Origin of the sequence: Acinetobacter sp. 22301 (assembly GCF_052045285.1) — a bacterium.
GTDB classification, from domain to species: Bacteria; Pseudomonadota; Gammaproteobacteria; order Pseudomonadales; family Moraxellaceae; genus Acinetobacter; species Acinetobacter pittii.
The window spans coordinates 1-1175 of sequence record NZ_JBQEOR010000026.1 but is presented as its reverse complement, the minus strand read 5'-3'; the positions used below and the strand labels follow the sequence as shown (position 1 = coordinate 1175).

The 1175-nt window shown below is 50.3% G+C and carries 1 protein-coding gene; it reads right to left on the bottom strand.

The window, feature by feature from the left end; genetic code table 11:
• The coding region (locus ACTJJH_RS18345; RefSeq protein WP_440601572.1) for an Ig-like domain-containing protein at positions 1–1175 on the bottom strand (1175 nt) is incomplete at both ends.

The window sequence follows — 1175 nt, the reverse complement described above, 5'->3', positions numbered from 1 at the left end:
TCTGTTGCAGTCACGGTAATGGTGTGTGGACCATCAGTTAATGCAGGAAGTGTATTGTCTGCAAGCGTCCAGGTGCCGTCACCATTGTTCACTGCCGGATAGTCAACACCATCCACATTCACAACCACTGTTGCTGTCGGATCGTTCACTGTACCGGTTAACTCAGGTGTGCTGTCATTGGTCAATACATCGTTAAGCACTACTGTCGGTGCAACTGCATCAACCACAGCTGTTGCTGGGCCTGATGTATTGCCAGCAGGATCTTCTGTTACTGCTGTTACCGTGTCACCATCATTAAGACCAGGGTTTGGCACAGTCCACGTACCGTCCGGTCCTGCTACAACACTTGCTGTACTACCGTCCGGATAAGTCACAGTCACTGTTGAATCAGGTTCTGCTGTACCTGTAATCGGGTCTGTCCCGTTAACAGGGTCAATTACTGGTGCTGAAGGAGCAGCTGTATCAACTGTCACAACACCTGTATCTGTACCTACGTTACCTGCTGCATCGGTTGCAGTCACGGTAATGGTGTGTGGGCCATCAGTTAATGCAGGCAGTGTATTGTCTGCAAGCGTCCAGGTGCCGTCACCATTGTTCACTGCCGGATAGTCAACACCATCCACATTGACAACTACAGTTGCTGTTGGGTCACTTACAGTACCTGTTAATGCAGGTGTGCTATCGTTAGTGAGTACATCATTAAGTGCTACTGTCGGCGCAACCGCATCCACCACAGCTGTTGCTGGGCCTGATGTATTGCCAGCAGGATCTTCTGTTACTGCCGTTACTGTATCGCCATCATTTAAGCCTGGGTTTGGCACAGTCCAAGTACCATCCGGTCCTGCTACAACACTTGCTGTACTACCGTCCGGATATGTCACAGTCACTGTTGAACCAGGTTCTGCCGTACCTGTAATTGGGTCTGTCCCGTTAACTGGGTCGATCACTGGCGCGTTCGGTGCAGCTGTATCAACTGTCACAACACCTGTATCTGTACCTGCATTGCCTGCTGCATCTGTTGCCGTCACGGTAATCGTATGTGGACCATCAGTTAACGCAGGAAGTGTATTGTCTGCAAGCGTCCAGGTGCCGTCACCATTGTTCACTGCCGGATAGTCAGTGCCATCCACATTGACAACTACAGTTGCTGTTGGGTCACTTACAGTACCTGTTAA